14 protein-coding genes are annotated in these 15,964 nt (G+C 59.9%); 7 read left to right on the top strand and 7 right to left on the bottom strand.

Annotation, left to right across the window (positions count from 1 at the left end; translation table 11 throughout):
• Positions 1-29: 29 nt before the first annotated feature.
• On the bottom strand, positions 30-752 hold the full coding sequence (locus BW950_RS00280; protein WP_083943604.1) for a substrate-binding periplasmic protein: 723 nt from the start codon (positions 750-752) through the stop codon (positions 30-32).
• A gap of 289 nt (positions 753-1,041) precedes the next feature.
• Between BW950_RS00280 and BW950_RS00275 the strand changes: the two genes are divergently transcribed.
• The 3 genes from BW950_RS00275 to BW950_RS00265 all read left to right on the top strand — a co-directional run bounded on the left by BW950_RS00275 (position 1,042) and on the right by BW950_RS00265 (position 4,947).
• Positions 1,042-1,812, top strand: coding sequence for a substrate-binding periplasmic protein (locus tag BW950_RS00275; protein WP_159438690.1), 771 nt, complete (start codon positions 1,042-1,044; stop codon positions 1,810-1,812).
• A gap of 83 nt (positions 1,813-1,895) precedes the next feature.
• Positions 1,896-2,693, top strand: coding sequence for a substrate-binding periplasmic protein (locus tag BW950_RS00270; protein ID WP_076487292.1), 798 nt, complete (start codon positions 1,896-1,898; stop codon positions 2,691-2,693).
• A 178-nt stretch (positions 2,694-2,871) separates the two neighbouring features.
• A complete protein-coding gene (locus BW950_RS00265) occupies positions 2,872-4,947 on the top strand; it encodes a cation:proton antiporter domain-containing protein (RefSeq protein WP_234968987.1) in 2,076 nt (691 codons plus the stop codon).
• Here BW950_RS00265 and BW950_RS00260 read toward each other — a convergent pair.
• Positions 4,904-6,511: an FGGY family carbohydrate kinase gene (locus BW950_RS00260; protein WP_076487290.1), complete on the bottom strand. Its 1,608-nt coding sequence runs from the start codon at positions 6,509-6,511 to the stop codon at positions 4,904-4,906. The genes BW950_RS00265 and BW950_RS00260 overlap by 44 nt on opposite strands.
• 116 nt (positions 6,512-6,627) lie before the next feature.
• On the opposite strand from BW950_RS00260, the gene BW950_RS00255 reads away from it, so the two are divergent.
• Positions 6,628-7,578: an AraC family transcriptional regulator gene (locus BW950_RS00255; RefSeq protein ID WP_076487289.1), complete on the top strand. Its 951-nt coding sequence runs from the start codon at positions 6,628-6,630 to the stop codon at positions 7,576-7,578.
• Here the strand turns inward: BW950_RS00255 and BW950_RS00250 are convergent.
• Complete coding sequence (locus tag BW950_RS00250; protein WP_076487288.1) at positions 7,499-7,762, bottom strand: hypothetical protein; 264 nt, start codon at positions 7,760-7,762, stop codon at positions 7,499-7,501. The two genes, BW950_RS00255 and BW950_RS00250, sit on opposite strands and share 80 nt — an antisense overlap.
• Positions 7,763-7,782: 20 nt before the next feature.
• Complete coding sequence (locus tag BW950_RS00245; RefSeq protein ID WP_076487287.1) at positions 7,783-8,364, bottom strand: hypothetical protein; 582 nt, start codon at positions 8,362-8,364, stop codon at positions 7,783-7,785.
• Between the two features lie 148 nt (positions 8,365-8,512).
• On the opposite strand from BW950_RS00245, the gene BW950_RS00240 reads away from it, so the two are divergent.
• A complete protein-coding gene (locus BW950_RS00240) occupies positions 8,513-9,133 on the top strand; it encodes a PAS domain-containing protein (RefSeq protein ID WP_159438689.1) in 621 nt (206 codons plus the stop codon).
• A 6-nt stretch (positions 9,134-9,139) separates the two neighbouring features.
• A complete protein-coding gene (locus BW950_RS00235; protein WP_076487285.1) occupies positions 9,140-9,976 on the top strand; it encodes a sensor domain-containing diguanylate cyclase in 837 nt (278 codons plus the stop codon).
• Here BW950_RS00235 and BW950_RS00230 read toward each other — a convergent pair whose 3' ends face one another.
• Both BW950_RS00230 and BW950_RS00225 read right to left on the bottom strand, forming a co-directional pair.
• On the bottom strand, positions 9,977-10,882 hold the full coding sequence (locus BW950_RS00230; protein ID WP_083943600.1) for an HAD-IIA family hydrolase: 906 nt from the start codon (positions 10,880-10,882) through the stop codon (positions 9,977-9,979).
• Positions 10,883-10,889: 7 nt separating this feature from the next.
• Complete coding sequence (locus BW950_RS00225) at positions 10,890-12,077, bottom strand: hypothetical protein (RefSeq protein ID WP_143559075.1); 1,188 nt, start codon at positions 12,075-12,077, stop codon at positions 10,890-10,892.
• 230 nt (positions 12,078-12,307) lie between these two features.
• On the opposite strand from BW950_RS00225, the gene BW950_RS00220 reads away from it, so the two are divergent.
• Complete coding sequence (locus BW950_RS00220; protein ID WP_076487283.1) at positions 12,308-13,780, top strand: MATE family efflux transporter; 1,473 nt, start codon at positions 12,308-12,310, stop codon at positions 13,778-13,780.
• Between the two features lie 3 nt (positions 13,781-13,783).
• Here the strand turns inward: BW950_RS00220 and BW950_RS00215 are convergent, their stop codons facing one another.
• Entirely contained in the window at positions 13,784-15,889 is a 2,106-nt protein-coding gene (locus BW950_RS00215) for a DUF4954 family protein (RefSeq protein ID WP_234968986.1), read from the bottom strand.
• Positions 15,890-15,964 lie beyond the last annotated feature (75 nt).

The raw sequence follows: 15,964 nt of genomic DNA, 5'->3' as shown, positions 1-15,964 counted from the left end.
GCCCACGCCCGGGGCCCGTCATATTGATTCTAATTCCTGGAAAGCACCTCTTCAAGTCGTCCCGAGGCACGAAGCGCAGAAAGACCTTCATTAAAGGTGCTGATGATCCGCTCTGCATCGGGATGGCTTCGGGAGACAATGAAGTGGAAAGGTTCCGAATCGATCGCTTTGGGATGATAGGCGATTCTGTCGGCCACACCTGCCCGTTCTGCCAGATCCCACCCCACCAGGAGCTCTTCCAGAACCCCGTCGACCCGTCCGCCGGCAAGCTTGCGGAAGTTGCCCACCGGGTCAGAGATTCTGTCCAGTGTGAAGCCGTCGCTCTCGCGGATGAAGCCGTAGTTGTATTCCAGCACAGCCCCCAGGGTGTAGCGCTTCAGATCTTCCGGGGTGGTCCAATCTATGGGCCGATCCTTCCGGTAGAAGATAACCGTATCCAGGGTAATGATGGGATCGCTGTAGAGGAAGGTCTCGTCCCGCTCCTCGCTGTAGCCGTAGAGGAAGGTTCCATCGTTCCGGGCCTGCTGCGCCAGGGTTAATCCCCGTGCCCAGGGAAGGTACTCGAAGGTCACCTCCCACCCCTGGGAGGCAAAGGCTTCGGCCACGATCACCCCGGCAGGCCCCCCGCCGGGAAGGGTATCTCCCTGGTAGGGTGCCCAGTCTCCGCTGGCCACGGTGACCCCCCGCCGGGCATGGGCAACTCCTGTTATCACAATCAATGCAATCATCAACAAGATAGCTTTCTTCATCATCGTCGGGCTCCTTTCGCATTCTTTGCTGCCTTTTCCTGAATTCGATAGTTTACCACAAAATTCATAAAAAACCGGCCAACCACCTGCCTATCAAAATCAGAGGGAACAGAATGCGCGAATCCCCCTTCAGGCTCTAGGCCTGATGCAAAAACCATAATGCATGAGCAAATCGTATGCAAAGCGATCGAACATCGGGCTCTAAATCCCTGGGAAACCAGGTTTGCACACCCACACCCCAATGAACGAGAATTTCATTATGTCTTAGCACGTGATGGAGGAGGGCCTTACAATGAAGATACTGACCTGTGGATTGATCTGTGCAGGGTTCATGATTTCCCTGGCAGGGGCTCAGGAGGTGGAAATCCTCTATGACGACGACTATGCGCCATACACCTGGGAAGCTGCGGGCGGAGAGGCAAAGGGGATCTACATCGACGTTATCAGGGAGGCCATCGACCGCATGGATCGATACACCCTCCGGTTAACCGGGGTTCCCTGGAGAAGAGGACTTCAGCTCGTGGAAGCAGGACGGGCTTTTGGTCTGCTACCTCCGTATTACAGACCGGAGGACCGACCGTACATGGACTATCCCGTTGCGATACTCGACGAAGGGTATGCCCTGTTTGCACTGAGCCCGGATACCGGAACCCGCTGGCCCGAAGACTTTGCGGGAAAACGGGTTGGTATAAACGCAGGATTCTCCGTACCGGACAGAGAAAAAGCCCGGGATGACTATGGTATCATCCTCGATGAGGCAGAGAACAATGAAGTCAATCTGCGAAAACTGGTGGCTGGCCGCATCGACTACTTTATCAACGACCCGAACTCCATCCGCTGGTCCGCCAGTCAGCTGCGGGAGAGTGATCGCTCCTTACGGGGACCCCTGGAATCCCTGCAAAAGATTTTACTCATAAGCACAGAGCAGGGCTATTTGGGAATCGCCAATACTGCGGACGCTGCGTTTCCCTTCAGGCGAGATTTCACCGCAACCTTTGTTACGGTGATAAATGAAATGAAACGCGACGGCACCATTGATAACATCATGAGGAACTATCAATAGAGCATCCCGAAGAACCGGGCCTGCGGGAGAGGCAGGGAAGAAAGAGAGAGTCTCTTGTGATCCCACGAGGTATCGCTTGTTGTATGGTTCTCCTCCTCACGCCCCCCTTTCTCCCGGGTCAGCCTGGAGAAAGCGCACCCGGGGGTGGTCCGCCCTGGGAGGTAACGATCTATTGCGATGATGGGTATCCCCCCTATTCGTACAGTGAAAAGGGACAGCCCCGGGGAATATACACAGAGATCGTGCGGGCTGTAACGGAGAGGATGCCCTCCTATGTGATTACAATTGAGCCAGTTCCCTGGAGGCGCGGTGTGCTCTACATGGAAACCGGTGAGGGCTTTGCCCTATTCCCTCCCTACGAGCGCCCCCGGGAACGCCCCTTTATGGATTATTCCCTGAAAATGCTTGATGAAGAACTGATACTCCTCGTCCGGGCAGAGAGCCTCTTCACCCGAGACTCTTCCTGGCCCGAGGATTTCCGGGGAACAGTCCTGGGCACCAACGATGGTTTCATGGCCCTGGAGCCCTGGAGAGACCGGGGGATATTCACTATCGATCAATCGCGCAATACCAGATCGGGTATACTGAAACTTGCACAGCAACGAATTGACGGCTACGCCAACGACCGCCTGTCAATACAAGCCGCAATCGCAGAGATAGAAGCCTGCGGTATTCCTTTGCCCGAATTTCGGGAAGGTCCCCTTCTGGGCTCCGAAGCAGGTCACCTGGGAATCACCAGGGAAGGAGGAGACCGGTACGTCTTCAAGGAGGACTTTGTTTCCACCTTTGGATCCATTCTTGAAGAAATGCGCGCCAGCGGCGAGATCCGGCAGATCGCAGAAAACTACCTCGACCAATCCCCCGGAATCCTCCCGCCATAAGGCACAGGGCACAGGGCATCCGAAGAAAGGCCGGAGATTTTCAAAAACAAGAAATTCTTCTCCCGGAAGCCATCCCGTCTCCCGAATCTTTTCTCAAATCAGAATTTTTTCTCAAATAAAAATCTTTTCTCAAATCTGAATCTTCTCTGAAACACGAAAGAGAAGTATCATTCGCCTTATGACACACCGAATGACCTACCTGGTGGTGGAACTTGCCCTTATTCTTTTTGCTGCCCATGGAGCAGGACACCTGGCCCGCCGATACAATCTTCCTGGTGTGATGGGAGAGATCGGGGCAGGAGTTCTCCTTGGCCCCTACCTGCTGGGATCACTCCCGCTTCCCTTGCTGCCCCGGGGGCTCTTTCCTCTTCATCCTGGAGAGATACCGGTATCGCCCGAGCTCTACGGCCTCGCCACAATAGCCTCGATTATCCTGCTCTTTCTCAGCGGCCTCGAGACGGATATCAAGATGTTCCTTCGCTTCGCCCTGAAAGGCTCTCTGGTGGGGCTGGGGGGGATGATGATCGCCTTTGGTGCGGGCTATGCCCTGACAGCAATCTGGCTGGGAGGAGCCTGGCTCTCTCCGCAGGCGCTATTTCTGGGGCTTCTCTGCGTTCCCACTTCGGTGGGGATCACCGCCCGGGTTCTTTCGGAGCACCGGAAGCTTGACTCTCCCGAGGGGGTCACCATCCTGGCTGCTGCCGTTATCGACGACGTCCTGGGAATCATTCTGGTGGCAGTCATCGTGGGACTGGCCGGAGTTCTCGCCGCCCCGGGGGCAGAGGCCTTTCAATGGAAAACCGTCTCCACCATCGCCCTCCAGGCCTTTGGGATGTGGATCGGCTTCACCCTGGCGGGGCTTCTCATGGCCCGTCAGATCAGCCGCATCCTCAAGCTGGTGAAGGCTCCCAGCCAGATTGCTGTTCTTGCTTTCGGCCTCGCCCTTCTTCTGGCGGGGATTTTCGAAGCCGCCGGGCTGGCCATGATTATCGGGGCCTACGTGATGGGCCTTTCCCTCTCCAACACCGATATCAATTATCTGCTCCAGGAGCAGATGGAACCCCTCCAGAGATTTTTTGTTCCCATCTTTTTTGTGGTCATGGGAATGCTCGTGGATCTCCGGGCCTTCTCGTCACCCCAGGTAATCGGCTTTGGCCTGGTCTACGCTCTGGCAGGGGGCGTGGCAGGAAAACTTCTGGGCAGCGCCCTTCCGGCACGACTGCTGGGCTTTACCAACCTGGGAAGCCTCCGGATCGGTCTGGGCATGGTCCCCCGGGGAGAGGTGGTCCTGATCATCGCCGGTATCGGGATCGGCAGTGGCATTCTCTCGCAAGAGCTTTTCGGCGTGGCCGTGCTCATGACCCTGGTCTCCACCATTGCGGCGCCTCCGCTCCTGGAAAAAGCCCTGAAACACCCCGCCCGGGGAACCACCTTCGAGGCACCCCGGGACGATTCGGTGATAACCCGTTTTGACTTTGGCTCCAACCGGATCAGCACCATGCTGACCTCGGAAGTTCTCACGGCCCTGGGGAACGAAGGCTTTTTCATTCACCTGGGAAACCACCGCGAGCAGATGTACCAGATCCGCAAGGACTCGGTCTTCATCGTCCTTCAGGCTGTCTCCCGGGGGATTCACTTCACCAGCCAGAAGAAGGACGTTACCTTTATCAATAACCTGGTCTACGAATCCATCGTGAATCTGCAGTATACTGTGACCAGGCTCAAAAACTTTTCCGCGCCCCCGGAATTGCAGGCAAACCGGGTGGAGGAGATATCACGCATGACCTTTGACTGGAACCGGTACCTTGCGATTCCGGCGATCTCCCTGAGCCTCACGGCGACCACCAAGGACGGGATCATCCGGGAGTTACTGGATATTATGGAACGGGAACATCCCCTGGATGACAGAAGGATCGCCGAAAAAGACGTGTTTTCCCGGGAATCTGTCATGAGCACCGGCATGCAGGAGGGGGTTGCTATCCCCCATGCCCGGACCGGTGGCACCTCCCGGCTTCGTCTTGCCCTGGGGCTGGCCCCGGAGGGGGTGGACTTTCAGGCCCTGGACGGGAAGCCCAGCACGATCTTTTTTCTCCTGGTGAGCCCCGATCACGAGGCGAGTCCCCATCTGCAGGTCCTGGCAGCAATATCCGGGGCACTCCACAAGGCAGAGGCCCGGGAAAAGCTTCTGGCCTCACGCAGCGCCGGTGAGGTTATCCAGACGCTGACGGAGAGCTCGCGAAAGGGGCGCGCCTGATCAGTCGCGAGGCCAGCTCCCGGTAGGCCGAGGCCATGGTTGAATCGGGATAGACCATCTCTCCCGAAGGAACCAGGTCCTGCCGCAGACGATCCAGTTCAGCTTTGTGCCCCCGGGCGTTGCACAGGGTCTGCCATGCTGCCAGGGCGCTCCCCAGGGCAGCCCCGGAACTCTCCAGAACGATCACAGGACGCTCGAAGATGGCAGCAACCCGTTGCCTGATGGCAAGGCTCGCCGAGGGCCCCCCCGTGAGCGCCAGCGGTTCCCGACTCACCTCGAAAGTTCCTGCGTAATGCCTGGTCAGAACCAGCGATGAATCGACAATCCCGCTGTAGAGGCGGGAAAAATCGCCCCCTCCCGAACGGGCCTCTTCCAGATCGATCGGGGGAACCTGGGGATAACTTTCGGCGTAGGGTTGCCATACTATCGTTTCCGCCCCGGGCCGGACCTTCTCCAGAGCTGCCTCTGCCCGGGCAAGGTCAGCTCCGTAGATACCTCTGAGCCGGTCCCAGACCATGGCCCCGTTGGTTCGGCAGGCAAAGACGAAGGGGTTTCCCAGACCGTCGTACATACTGTTGGCGTAGCCACTGCGGTCCACCAGGGGTGTTCCTGTATCGACCATATAGACGAAACTGGTTCCCAAAGAGAGCAAATCTCCCCGGATCATCACCTTGGACTGGGGGTTATCGCCACTTCCGGCGTTTACAATACAATCCTGCGAAAATCCAAACCGCTCCTGGAAATACCGGGCGATTCTGCCCGACTCTGCCACGGGGGAAGCCAGTCCGGGGAGCTTTGCCCTCAGGGCATCAGCCCCGCCCGGCAAGCCCTGGCTTACTGCCTGGAGAAGCTCCGGAGACCACTGCCGTGTGTGATAATCCATGAGGGTCATTCCCGAACCATTCCCCCAGTCTATGGGACAATCGGGGTTTCCCGAAAGGATAGCCGAAAAGAAACTGCTCAGCAGGGAGATTCGGGCCGTTTTCTCCCAGATGGAAGGAACGGTTTGGGCGGTACGCCGGATTACTGCCCCGGTGAAGCGGGCCGGGCTGTTTGATCCCGAACGTTCCACCACGGGGAGCACGCCTCCCAGGGCGTCCCTGATTTCCTCCGCCTGGGGTTGGGAATTGGAGGTCTGCCATATGGGGGCCGTTCCGTAGGAAAAGGCCCCGTCGAAGCGCTTCACCAGAGGGGATTCCCCTCCCCGGCCCAGGGCAGCGATCGCCTCCAGGCCGGCCTCCGTGAGATACACGTGGCCGTGCTGCTGGGCGCTCACCGAGACGGCTCCTACCTGCCCCAGGCGAACCCCCGCCGCTGCCAGGTCTCCCAGGAGAGCATCCAGCCCTGCAAGAAACATCTCCGGCGGCTGATCGGCCTCGCCGGGCACGCGAGGCGGCACCAGGAGCGACTCCCGATGGATTCCGAAGCGGTTTAGCCGGGAGTCGTCCCGGTAGGAAAGGCTCAGGTGCGCCACGGCTCTGGCGGGAGATTCCCGAGGGTCCAGAACTACAGCGGAAATACTTTGGGTACTGATATCGATCCCCAGGGTCAATGCTCGTTCCATCGTCGCTATCCTCCGGATATGATCGGGTCTTCTTCTGATAGTACCCGGACTCCAGCGATGCAAACATTCCTTTTTTTGATACTATGAACCATATTTTGACACAGGAGGCTCCCAGGGTGGAGATAAAAGACGTGGTCTTTGTGTACCGGCTCTCTTCGCCGGAGTTGCTCGCCTGGCATTCCCGGCACCATAGCCACGACAGCGACGAGTACGAACTTCATTTTTTCCTGGGCGGCGAAGGGCGGTTTGAACGGGATCGGGACCGCTTTGTCCTGTCCCAGGGACGGCTCTTCTTCTCCCCTCCGGGAGAGCGCCACGCGATCCGGCCCGAAGCGGAGAGTACTCCGGTTTCCTATTATGCCCTGCTCTTTACTCCTGCCTCGGAAGACCCGCTGAGGGGAATTCTGGATGATGATCTTTTCAGGCAAGCCTTTCCCCGGGACGGGGGAGCCCGGCAACGGCTCCTCTTTGAGGATTGCAAGAACGGCTTTGCGCACCCCCATCCAGCCCGGCGCCAGGCAGCAGCCCACCTGCTTCAGGCGTTTTTATGGGAGCTGGCCGCCGAGATCAGCCCTGGGGACAAACCAGCGCCCTGGTCCCGACAGCGCAGGATTTCCCGGGACCGTCCCGAGGACTACAACGTCCATATCAGCCGGGCAATTCGTCTTTTCGAACAGCATCTGAGGGAGAGAATTTCCATGGAGGCCGTAGCCGATTCTCTGGACATATCCCGGGAACACCTGACCCGGCTCTTCACGCAGCACCTGGGGGTCTCACCGCTGCAATACTACCGGAGATTGCGCATGGACGTGGCCACGTCGCTGCTTCTGGACACGACCCTCTCGATCAAGGAGATAGCCTGGGAACTGGGGTACCAAAACCCCTTCCACTTTTCGCGGAGCTTCCGTCGCTACGCCCAGATGAGCCCCCGGACCTACCGGCAACAATACTACCGCCAGAATCCCACGGGCTACGACACCAGAATGGTCAAACCTCCCGAAGGCTCCCGATCCCGAGGGTTTGGAGATCTTCCCGGGAAAGGGGATGATCCTCCTCGACAACGGTGATCCGTTTCACCTGCAGGCCGGGATGGCGCCGGAAGAGTTCCTCCAGGGTCTGTCCCAGGGCGATCAGCCCCTCCCGGGGGTAGACCGAGGCCTTCTCCAGGGCTGTGAAGGTGGCTTCCCCGGAGCGTATCCTGAGATAGCCCCGGGGGCCGAGGCCGGGCTCGCGTAACACATAGAGTTCCATTGAGTCCTCTCCGGGGATTCTCAGGAGGCCTCGGGCGCTTCTGCGTCGGGGGCGACGTCGGTGTCAGGGATGTCTGCGTCGGGGGACGGCTCCCCTGGGGCGGGAGTCTCCTCTGCACCGGGGGTGGCCGCCTCCTGGCGGTCTCTCCGGGCACGCTCCACTGCTGCGGGATCAACTCCCCGCAGAAAGCCCACCATGGCGGGATAGCTTACGGCACGGTACGTTCCGATGCGCCCGGCGAGCTCTTCCGTGAGGGTGAAGGTGATTCCTTCGTCGGTAATAACGGGAGCGGCCTCCTCCCACCCCTGGGGAGGGTCGTCGTCCTTCTGTGAAAAGAGCACCCGACCACTTCGATCGCGGATTTCCATGGCAAAGAGATCGCTGTCCACCGAGGACAGGTCGAAGTGATAGCGGTTTCCCACTTCCAACCCGATCCGAACCAGGCCAACCCCGCTGGCCGAGACGCCCCGGCCCTGGACATCTGTAACCTGCCATCCCTCGGACCCGATGTTCCGAAGGGTTATGACCCCATCAGCATCGGCTACGGCTGCGGCGAGCCCCGTCAGAGTAAACAGGACGATCAGTCCCGATAATCGTTTCATGATAACTCCCTTTCGTTTTGCTCAAGGTACCCGAAAGCACTTCAGGGTACCCGGAAGAGTTCTGTCCCGCAAGGGATGGTGTGGCTCGAAACGCAAGATCGGAAAGCGCTGGAAATACCCCGGAAGGCAGATTACACTTTTTTCAGGTATGAGTTATCAACCACGTGACCAGACGCATGACCAGACGCATGGCCAGGCTCGTGATCAACCACGGGACCAGGCACCCCGCTGGACGGCCCTGTTCGCCGATGCGGAGCTGGTGGAACTCCTCTCCCGCCTGGGGGTGCACGCAACACACTACGGGGAGGGCCTTTTTTTCCCTGGACGCCCCCTGCCCAGGGGAGAAAAAATAGAACCCCAGGAGGCCTGGCAGAATTTTCTGGAGAGCCTCCATCCCCGGGACCGGGACCGGATCGCCCGGGCGGCCCGAAAGATATACACCGGCGAGAGCCGATCCTTTGAAGAAACCTTCCGCATTCGCAACCCCGACGACACCTACCGATGGGTTGTCAGCAAGGGTGAGTCCCGGGGCACCACCGAAGAGGGCTCGCCCCTTTTGTATGTGGGGACCGAAACGGATATCACCGCCCACAAGGAACTGGAGGAAGCCCTGCAGCAGAAAAACCGGGAGCTTCTGGTGCTCCGCGAGGCCGCTGCCGTGATCGGAGCCTCCCTGAGTATTCACGATACGGTGCAGCGAATCCTGGAACAGACCCGAAAGATCATCCCCTGCCAGACGGCCTCGATCCAGATCCTTCAGGACACATAACTGGAGGTGATCGGCTGCACGGGGTTCAGGAACCCCGAGAAGGTGGTTGGATTGCGGTTCCCCTTCCCCGAAGCGGGAAGTCTCAGTACCCGAGCTATCCAGGAGCAGAGACCGTTCATCTCCCTCGATGTGACCACAGACTTCCCTGCCTTTATCCAGCCCTCGGGAGAGGAGACGATCCAGTCCTGGATGGGGATTCCCCTGATACGCCACGGCAGTGCCATCGGGCTGGTCTCGGCCGATCACCGCGAGCGGGGGGTCTACACGGACCACCACGTGGAACTGGCGGCAATCCTCGCCGATCATATTGCGATTGCTCTGGAAAACGCCCGGCTCCACGAGAAGACCTATTCCATGGCCATGACCGACGCCCTGACGGGGCTGGCAAACCGTCACCGTCTTCTTATTGAGGGGCGGCTTCTCTTTGAGACGGCCACCCGCAGCGGCCAGCCACTGACGGTTGCCATGGTCGATGTGGATCGCTTCAAGGCCGTCAACGATCGCTACGGCCACGATCTGGGGGATCGGGTGCTCCAGGCGATCGCCGCTTGCTGCACGGAGCAACTCCGCTCCTCCGACGTTCTGGCACGTTATGGAGGCGAGGAGTTTGTCCTGCTCTTTCCCGGAACGCGCCCCGCCACGGCACGGATCGCCTGCGAGCGAATTCGGCAGGAGATAGCCCGCCTCCATGTGCCGGGGCTGAAGGAGACCGTCTCGGTGAGCATCGGTGTCGCCGGAGGTATCCCCCGGCGCAGGGAGGATCTGAACGCTTTTATTACCCGGGCCGACCGCGCCATGTATCAGGCCAAGGAGGCGGGGCGGGACCGGGTCAATCTGGCGTGATCAGTCCCAGCCCAGCTCCTCCCAGCACCGCTGGGGCAGGAGCTGATCGATCCTCTCCAGGTGCCACGTGGGCCACCGCTCCCGGGGTTCTTCCTCCAGCATGGCCGGGGTGGTCTCGCCGGTAAAAACCAGGGCCGTGTCCATGCCGGAATCGATTCCCATCTTGATCTCCGTGTAGAGCCGGTCCCCCGTGGTGAGACACTCTTTCACGGGCAGGTCCAGGGCCGTCATGATGGTCTGGAGCATCACCGGACTGGGCTTGCCGCAGTTCACGTCCAGGGGGCGACCCGTGGCGTTTTCCAGGGCTGCCACCACGGGCCCGGAGTCTACCTCGCCGTGGCCCCGGGGGAAGGGGCAGAACCGGTCGGGGTTGGTGGTGATCAGTTTGGCCCGCCGGTGATACCAGATCGCTTCGAAGGCGATCTGGAGTTTTTTCCAGGTCAGGTCCCGATCGTAGCTGGCCACGACGATGTCGATTTTTGAGGGATCATCGGAGATGGTGATCCCCGCCGCGCGGAAGGCCCGTACCAGGGGCTCCTCGGCGATGGGATAGACCACCGCACCCGGGGCGTTTTGCAGAATCCACTGGGTGGTGGTAAAGACCGTGGTGATGATTTCCGAGGAGTCCGCCTCGAGACCCATTCCCTGAAGTTTCTGCACGTACATGTCTACATCCCGGGTGGGGTTGTTGGAGAGGAAGATCACCCGCTTTCCCCAGCTCCGCAGGGCCTGGATCAGCCGGAGCGCCCCCGGCAGGAGCTCCGATCCCAGGTAGATTGTGCCGTCCAGATCGAAGATGTAGCCTTCGTAGAGCCGATCCGGGCGTTCTGCGGCAGCGCCGAGGCTCGCCACGGCCCCTGCGGTGCCGGCTGGTTTCGTGCTTTCTGGTTTGTTATCGCCTGTCATGGTTATATTACTCCGTTCGCAACTCTGAGAATGGAACTATTTTAACACAAGAAAGTTTAACACATGAGAGAAAAAGGGGGCACCCCGGCCGCCCCTGAAGGCGACCGGAGGGAGGGGGCAGGATCAGATACGGAGGTAGTTCTTGATCTTGATCACCACGGCGTTGAGGACGTTGGCGTTCTCCCCGGCGATGGACCGGCGGTAGCTCACCTCCAGGGCCGTGGGCACCGTGAGGCCCCGGAAGAAGAACTCCACCGTGGGTTCCACCGAGAGCCGCGAGGAACGGCCTGGGTCGAGGGCGGAGAAGGGTTTGCCCTCGACCTTGCTCAGGCGGGTGCCGTCGTGGCGGACCTCGGGAGCAAACTCGTAAGGTCACGGGGAGGCTCCCCGTGATCTGGAGGCCCGGCGAGGCGGTATGGATGTAGTGGGGCTCCACCTCCAGGGTGATATCGTAGCCGTAGCTGAAGTCGTCCGTGTCCAGGTTAGCTGTGGAAGCAATCGCGTGCACGGGCAGACTGGGGGCGTTCCCCGTGCCGGGGTAGTAGATCGCCTCGCCGTAGAAGTTGATGAAGAGCGAGGGCGAGACGATGTAGTCCAGAAAGAAGCGGCCCCCGAAGCCGAAGATGTTCCTGTCGGGGGCGGTGAGGATATAGTCGTCACCATCCTTCGCATTGTCCCACTCATCGTCCCAGTCGATCTCGCCCGAGGTGGGGATCTTGACCCCCGGGGCCAGGGCAAACCTGATGCGGTCGCTCCGCACCGGGGCCCGCTCTCCCACAACCTGCACCTTGGCCCCCAGAAAGAGATCGAACCAGGTGCCGACCTGGGGATCGCCAGCGGGTTCTCCCGCTGGTGGAACTGCTGGAAGCTTTATATCCGCATCGATCTTTGACCAGAGCACCGCCGTGGGGGTCCACTGGGCCGCCGCGGTGATCCAGTCGGTGATACCGTATTCCAGGGCAAAACCGATGGAGAAAATATCCACATCGGCCGAGGCGCTCTCGATATCAAAACGGAAGTCGTCCTTGAAATCCTCCCGGGCGAAGGAATAGATCGGGATAACGTGGGTTCGCAACACCCGGGCCGGCAGGGTTCGGGCGTGATCAGCCGAAAGATGAACTCCGGCAACCCCCAGAAGAAGCGCCACGGCCAGGAGAGAGGCGAAAAACCGCCTGTTTTGCATACATTGTTTCATGATCTGTCGATTCTCCTTAAGAACTGTCGGCCCATGGCCGAGAAGGATTCTTCATTATCGGTCCTGAGCTGATTTTCTGCAACCGTTTTGTGAAATTTTTTATTTCCTTCGGCGCTCTTCCTCCCGGTTTTCCCCGGCCCGGACTTCATCGGCCCTCAGCACCCCGAGGTGTTCCGGCAACCATCTTGCCCAAGCACAAAAAGAGGAGTAGTCTTCGGGAGTACACGCCTATGAAGACACTTCTCTCTGCCCGCCCAGGCCCCTTGGGGGTCGATCTATCTTTTGTTCCGGCCCTGCTCAAGCTGGCTATTCCCATCTCGCTGCAGCATCTGCTCATGACCAGTCTCAATCTGGCCGACACCCTCATGATCGGCCAGCTTGGCGAGGTCCAGATCGGCGCTATCGCCCTGGGAAACCAGATATTTTTCCTTCTGGCGCTCTTTCTCTTTGGTGTGGGGAGCGGCAGCGCCGTCTTCTCTTCCCAGTTCTGGGGCAGCCGGGATATCTCGGGCGTCCGCCGGGCCATGGGGCTCTCCCTGTCCCTGGGTTGCGGGGGAGCGCTTTTCTTCACTGTCGCAGGCGTCGTGATCCCCCGACAGCTGCTCTCGCTCTTCACCCCCGATCAGGCAGTGATCCACGAAGGAGCCCGGTATCTCCGGATCGTGGCCATGAGTTACCTCTTTACGGCGATCACCATGGGCTACGCCCACGCCCTGCGCAGCGTGGGCGACTCGCGACTGCCACTTCTGGCCACGGCCGTCTCGATCTGTCTGAATATCCTGGGAAATTACCTGCTCATTTTCGGGGTGGGCTTTTTCCCCGCTCTGGGAGTACGGGGCGCCGCCATCGCCACGGCGGTCTCGCGCGTTCTGGAGCTCGCGGTGATCCTCGTGGTGGTCTACCGCCGAAAAGGCCCTGTGGCGGCCTCGCCACGGGAGCTCTTCCGTTTTGACAGGATCTTTGCGCGCCGGTTTTTCGGCAGGGCCGCGCCGGTTATTTTCAACGAGATTTTCTGGTCCATCGGGTTCACCCTTTATACGGTGGTTTTTGCCCGGATGGGTACGGGGCATCTGGCGGCCTATACCATCTCCGATACCGTGGGGCGCCTGATGCTGGTTTTCTTTATCGGCTCCGCCAATGCCACGGCGATTCTCATTGGAAACCGGATCGGCGAGGGTGCCCACCAGGGCAGGCTGGGCTACTCCAGCATCGACGAGAACCCGGCGCAGCAAATCGGTCTGGCCCTGCTCAAGATACTGCCCCTGGTATCGGCTCTGGTGGGAGTGGTGGTGTTCTTCGGGGTGGCGCCCCTGGTGCCGAGATTCTTTTCCGTCACGCCCGAGGTCCGGACCATGGTGACAAACCTGATGCGCGCCTTCGCTCTGGTGATGGTTGCCAAGGTGCTGAACCTCCACCTGATCGTGGGAATTCTCCGGGGCGGTGGAGACACTTCCTTTGCCCTGGGGGTAGACGTGGGATTTCTCTGGCTCGTGGGGGTTCCGGCAGCCTTCATATCGGGGCTCTTCCTGGGTCTGCCTGCACACCTGGTGTATCTCTGCATTGGCCTGGAAGAGATCGGCAAGCTGATCATGGGGATCAACCGGGTTCGCTCGGGTCGGTGGATCAACGTCCTGACCGATCCCGAAGAGGCTCTGTTGCACCCCGTGCCGGATCCTTCCGATGCAACGGGGTATCCTCTCTAGCGATCACCCTACCCCGGCGATGCGGCGGGCCAGCTCTTTTGTGTCTGCCTGCACCTGCAGGACGAAGGAGTTTTCCCCGGCCGACCCCACCACGGCGTACATTTCTTCGGCGCAGCGGTAGGTAGCGCGGCGGAAGGGGTTCAGGTCGTCCTTCTGACGGGAAAGATAGACCCGCTCGGCGATCATCTCCTGAAGGGCGATCGCCTCCCGGCAGGCCCGGGCCCAGAGGGGTTCGTCGATCCTTTCCTGTCCCCCCCAAAAGCGTAGCAACTCTGCGGCGTGGCTGCGCTTTTGGGCTTCGTAGCGGTTCCACAGATCCTGGTATCGTTGGTGGATCGAGTCCCAGTCGGCCAGGATGCCCTGGCCGATATCCTGGCGCAACCGCTTCACCTCGTCCTCCGGCACAAGTTGTCCCCCCAGGTTCACCCACTCCCGGGCGGCTCCCTCAGCGGCGGCGTCCAGCGCTTCCGGGACACCGCCCCGGGGCAGGCCCTGCTGAAGCAGTTCCTCCGCCAGAGGAAGGAGCGTGGTAACAGCGTAGGTGACGAGCATTTCCCGGTAGGCCTGGCAAGCCCCTGCGGGGTTATGGACCACCACGGGCCGGCGCGAACGTTCGTAGCCGAAGCTCTCCCCGGAGAGGCCCTCCCGGGAGATTTCCACGGGGCCTTCGGCGTCCTTCCAGGGCTCCAGAATCGTCAGGGCCTGGCAGATCTCTTCGGTGGTGTCCGGGGCCAGCACATCGAACTCGATTGCCTGGCCGGGAGAGAGGCGGCGGTCCCGGTGGCGCACCTTCCAGCCGTTCCGCTGGAGGGCATACATGTTGTGACGCCACCAGAAGGCCGGGGCAATCTCCAGGCGATCCCGGGATACGTTATTGGAGACCAGGGCGAAGGGAAAGGGAATGTTCAGTTCTGCCGGATAATCGGCTTTTGCCAACAAGACAAAGGAGGCAAAGCGGGAGCTATGCTTGAGACTTGTGGCAAGGCCGGGCCAGAAGCCCCGCCCCGCTTCGATCTCGTTGTCGTTGGCCCGGCTGTTGTGGTTGGACCCCAGGGTTGCCCCGGCGGCGATGTTGCTTTGTCCCTTGACCACGGCAGCCACGAGGAAGGAGTTGTTGTGGTGCTGTTCGTGGGCTGGAAAGATCAGGTTGTTCAGCACCTCGCAACAGGAAATGGTGGAGTTATCTCCCAGGAAAGAGTTTATCAGACGGGCCCCGTATTTCAGGCCCGAGTTGTTTCCCAGGATAAACCGCACGGCCTTGCACCCGTAGAAGACACTGCAGCCGTAGCCGATGATTCCGTTCACCAGCTCGACCCCCTCGCCGATCTGGGATGGCTCCTGGAGAGAGGAATTGATCGTCAGGTTCTTGAGCTTGTTGGCTCCCTTGATATAGCAGCCGTCGCCCACCTTGACGTCTTTCAGGATTCGCGAGTTTTTTATCACCGAACCGTTCCCGATGGTTCCGTAGTAGCCCCGGCGCGAATCAAAGGACTTCTGGGTGATCTCCACAAGCCGTTGCTGAAGCGCCCGATCGTCGCGGTAGCGTGCCCAGAGATAGGCGTCGGCGCTGAGCATGCCGTCAAAGGGCAGGATCTTCCGGTCTCCACCCTCGTTCATCACCTCCAGCCAGATGCGAACATCTTCAGCCTCCCCGTCCTTGACGATGCCGTTGCCGAACTTGGCGTAGTTTGTAGTATGGACCTCGTCGAGGTTGAAGAGAATCGTCCGGTCGCCCACAATGTAGTGGGCGATATAGGAGACGTTGTGAAGCGCTGCATCGTTGCCAATATCGCAGGAGATAATCAGACTGTTGGAGATACCCGCAGGCAGGAGCAGGTCGTGGTACTCCAGGACCACATCGCGGACAGCCCCCAGCCGGACAAGTCCGAAAAACCGGTTGTTGCGAATCTGCCCGGCGTCGAAGGGGTCCGCTACCAGCAGGGTATCCCAGTTTTCAGCGTAGTTGTTGTTTTTTACCAGCCGCTCCACCTCCTGGGAGGTGAGATTCCGCCAGCCCCCCGGGGGAGGCTGGACCTGGGTGTTTCTGAGGGCGTATTCGTCGCCGGGAACAAAGCCCTGGCGCATCGCCGTCCTCTCTGTTATTTTCACCTGCTCTGATCCTGCGTCGTGTACTTCTGCGTCGTTTTGCGTATCCTTCGGCATATCTCCCAGAATAGTACATTT

Source organism: Alkalispirochaeta americana (genome assembly GCF_900156105.1).
Classification (GTDB): Bacteria; Spirochaetota; Spirochaetia; order DSM-27196; family Alkalispirochaetaceae; genus Alkalispirochaeta; species Alkalispirochaeta americana.
Note: the sequence above shows the minus strand (reverse complement) of the source record. Positions and strands in the feature narration are given on the sequence as shown.

Bases quoted from the DNA above. Each gene is read 5' to 3' on its own strand.
- BW950_RS00280 (WP_083943604.1), bottom strand. From the start codon at position 752: ATGATGAAGAAAGCTATCTTGTTGATGATTGCATTGATTGTGATAACA.
- BW950_RS00265 (WP_234968987.1), top strand. From the start codon at position 2,872: ATGACACACCGAATGACCTACCTGGTGGTGGAACTTGCCCTTATTCTT.
- BW950_RS00245 (WP_076487287.1), bottom strand. From the start codon at position 8,364: ATGAAACGATTATCGGGACTGATCGTCCTGTTTACTCTGACGGGGCTC.
- BW950_RS00220 (WP_076487283.1), top strand. From the start codon at position 12,308: ATGAAGACACTTCTCTCTGCCCGCCCAGGCCCCTTGGGGGTCGATCTA.
- BW950_RS00275 (WP_159438690.1), top strand. From the start codon at position 1,042: ATGAAGATACTGACCTGTGGATTGATCTGTGCAGGGTTCATGATTTCC.
- BW950_RS00250 (WP_076487288.1), bottom strand. From the start codon at position 7,762: ATGGAACTCTATGTGTTACGCGAGCCCGGCCTCGGCCCCCGGGGCTAT.
- BW950_RS00240 (WP_159438689.1), top strand. From the start codon at position 8,513: ATGAGTTATCAACCACGTGACCAGACGCATGACCAGACGCATGGCCAG.
- BW950_RS00230 (WP_083943600.1), bottom strand. From the start codon at position 10,882: ATGACAGGCGATAACAAACCAGAAAGCACGAAACCAGCCGGCACCGCA.
- BW950_RS00260 (WP_076487290.1), bottom strand. From the start codon at position 6,511: ATGGAACGAGCATTGACCCTGGGGATCGATATCAGTACCCAAAGTATT.
- BW950_RS00270 (WP_076487292.1), top strand. From the start codon at position 1,896: ATGGTTCTCCTCCTCACGCCCCCCTTTCTCCCGGGTCAGCCTGGAGAA.
- BW950_RS00225 (WP_143559075.1), bottom strand. From the start codon at position 12,077: ATGAAACAATGTATGCAAAACAGGCGGTTTTTCGCCTCTCTCCTGGCC.